The sequence below is a fragment of the Leisingera sp. F5 genome (assembly GCF_001593695.1).
In genome coordinates this window covers 1-2,972 of sequence record NZ_LUKH01000307.1, presented here as the reverse complement: position 1 = coordinate 2,972, position 2,972 = coordinate 1, and the positions used below count along the sequence as shown (strand labels likewise).

Sequence of the window (2,972 nt, the reverse complement as noted above, 5' to 3'; positions counted from 1 at the left end):
GGGCAGGCCAGGCTGGATATTGAGGCAATCCAATTGGGGATCGGGACAGGCGGTTGATCCCTCGAACAGTCCGGGACAGGAAAGGGCCGGCCCGGCACAGCAGATGCAATCAGGAATGGGAAAAGCGGATCAGAACAGCCCTGGAAGATGCAACGCCGCCACCAGCATCACCATCAGCGAGGCCGCTCCGATGGCGTCCTCCAGCAACGTCGAATGGGCGTTCTGCATAGTGGTTTTGATCTGTGCAATCATGGCTCGGGCCTCCTCCGGTCAGTCTCTTCGCTCTCTGGCAAGTTTGTTGCCTCTTTGTTCTCATTTTTAAGAACACCTGTAAAGAACTTTCTGAGAACATTTGCGAACAAATTGGAACACCACCAGAGGGAACGCTTTAAAACGCGTATTAACCCACTGTAATCAAACGGATTGCTTGATCCTGCTTCATCAGCCACAGAAGAACACGCGCAGCCTTGCCGCGGTCGCTCTCCAGCTTGGGATCGGAGGCCAGCAGCGCCCGCGCGTCGCTTTGCGCCACCGCCATCAGCCCGGCCTGGCGTTCCAAATCGGCAATCCGGAACCGTGGCAGGCCGGATTGCGCTGTGCCGATCATATCGCCTGCCCCGCGCATCTGCAGGTCGGTTTCCGAAATACGGAAGCCATCCTCGGTTTCGCGCAGCACTTCCAGCCGCTTGCGTCCGCCTTCGGTCAGCGGCGGCTGATACATCAAAAGGCAGGTTGACTGCGCACTGCCGCGTCCCACCCGGCCGCGCAACTGGTGCAGCTGCGCCAAGCCAAAAATCTCTGCCCGCTCAATCACCATGATCGAGGCATTGGGCACGTTCACCCCCACCTCAATCACCGTGGTGGCCACCAGAACCTTGGTCGTGCCCTCCTGGAACGCTGCCATGGCCGCATCTTTGTCCGCAGGCGGCATCTGACCATGCACAAGGCCAACTGTGCCCTCACCCAGAATGGCGCGCAGGTGCTTGAACCGTTCCTCTGCTGCGGTCAGGTCGCTCAGCTCTGACTCATCGACCAGCGGGCAAACCCAGTAACACTGGCGCCCTTCTGATATGGCCTTGCGCAGATGGTCCACTACTTCTTGCATCCGCTCGGTGCTGATCACTGCGGTCTTGACCGGCTTGCGCCCCGGCGGTTTCTCGTCCAGCACCGAAACATCCATGTCGCCATACTGTGCCAGCGCCAGCGAGCGCGGGATCGGCGTGGCGGTCATTACCAGGACATCAGCCCCCTTGCCCTTTTCCGCCAATTCCATCCGCTGCCGCACCCCGAAGCGGTGCTGTTCGTCGACAATGGCAAGCCGCAGGTCGCGGAACTCAACGTCCTGCTGGAACACCGCATGGGTGCCGACCAGAATATGAATATCACCGCGTTTCAGCGCCGCCAGCTTGGCCTTGCGCTCCGCCCCTTTGTCACGCCCGGTAAGGATCTCAATCACCACACCTGCGTCCTCGGCCAGTGGTGCAAGCCCTTCCATATGCTGCTGTGCCAGAATCCCCGTAGGGGCCATCATCACCCCCTGACCGCCTGCTTCAACAGCGACCAGCAACGACATGAAAGCAACCAAAGTTTTGCCTGATCCGACATCCCCCTGCAAAAGCCGGTTCATCCGTTTGCCAGTCGCCATATCCGCCGAAATTTCCGTGATTGCACGGATCTGGGCGCCGGTCGGCCGGTAGGGCAGCGCCTTCAGCACGCGGGATTGCAAACGGCCATTGGCATGGCTTTCAATGCCGCGCAACTTCCGTTCGGTCTGACGGGCCAGCGCCAGGGTCAGCTGATGGGAAAACAGTTCATCATAAGCCAGCCGCGCCCGTGCTGGCGCCTGCGGGTCCAAGTCATCAGGCCCCTGCGGTGCATGGGCCGTTAGCAGCGCGTCATGCCAAGCAGGCCAAGCTTCCTTCAGCATCTGCGCCGGGTTGATCCATTCCGCCAGCTCCGGCATCCGCGACAGCGCGCTTTGCGCCGCCTTATACATGGTCTTCTGGGTAACCCCGTGGGTCAAGCTGTAGACCGGCTCGTACTCCGGGATCTCATGCGCCTCTTCCACCGGCAGCATGTGGTCCGGATGAACCATCTGGGCCAGCCCGTCAAACAGCTCCAGCTTGCCCGAGACCACACGGCGCGCGCCCTCCGGCAGCTGAGCCTCCAGATAACGGCTGCGGCCATGGAAGAACACAAGCTGAAATTCGCTCTCCGCATCTTCCACATGAATCCGGTAGGCGCCGCCCCGGTTGCGGGCAGGGCGATGATTTCCGATGGTCACTTCAACCGTCAGTGTTGCGGGCAAGTCCACCCCGCGGATGGTCTTGCGCCGCCGCCGGTCCACGACCGAATACGGAAGCGAGAACAATAAGTCACGCGGCGTTTCTATCTCAACCTGAGTGAGAGATTGCGCAGTCTTCGGGCCGACCCCTTGCAAGGTCTCGGCACCGGCGAACAGCGGAAACAGGATCTCAGGACGCCCGCTCATGCCTCTGCAATCAGCTCCAGCCAGCCGTCTTCATCCATTGTTCTGATGCCCAGCTCTGCCGCCTTCTTGGCTTTTGACCCGGCCCCAGGCCCGGCCACCAGAATGTCGGTCTTTTTGGACACCGAACCGGACACCTTGGCACCCAAAGCTTCGGCCCGCGCCTTGGCTTCGGCGCGGGTCATCTTTTCCAGAGTGCCGGTGAAGACCACGGTCTTGCCCGCCACCGGGCTGTCTGATGCCGGTGCATCCGGCGGGACGACGGTCAGTTTGGCCATCAGCCGGTCAAAGGCCGCACGTTCTTCGCGGTTGGCAAAGGCGTCTGACAGGGACAGGCCCAGCACTGCGCCAATCCCATCAACGCCGATGAGGTCCGCCCAAGCAGAGGCGGCTTCGGCAGGAACATCGCACCTGGCAATGGCTGTATCGCGGGCGTCCTTGATGCGGGCACGGCGGCCTTCCTGCATGGCAGCCTGGCGTTCAG

General features: G+C 61.3%; 3 protein-coding genes. All 3 read right to left on the bottom strand.

What is annotated here, in order from left to right; all coding sequences use genetic code 11:
* Positions 1-129: 129 nt before the first annotated feature.
* Positions 130-252, bottom strand: coding sequence for a hypothetical protein (locus A2I95_RS29345; RefSeq protein ID WP_275423038.1), 123 nt, complete (start codon positions 250-252; stop codon positions 130-132).
* A gap of 148 nt (positions 253-400) precedes the next feature.
* Complete coding sequence (gene recG, locus A2I95_RS29340; RefSeq protein ID WP_291735555.1) at positions 401-2,491, bottom strand: ATP-dependent DNA helicase RecG; 2,091 nt, start codon at positions 2,489-2,491, stop codon at positions 401-403.
* Positions 2,488-2,972: BRCT domain-containing protein (locus A2I95_RS29335; protein WP_367152969.1), on the bottom strand; the 485-nt coding region annotated here is incomplete at its 5' end. The genes recG and A2I95_RS29335, both read right to left, overlap by 4 nt.

Coding starts and splice junctions, on each gene's coding strand:
- recG (WP_291735555.1), bottom strand. CDS start 2,491: ATGAGCGGGCGTCCTGAGATCCTGTTTCCGCTGTTCGCCGGTGCCGAG.
- A2I95_RS29345 (WP_275423038.1), bottom strand. CDS start 252: ATGATTGCACAGATCAAAACCACTATGCAGAACGCCCATTCGACGTTG.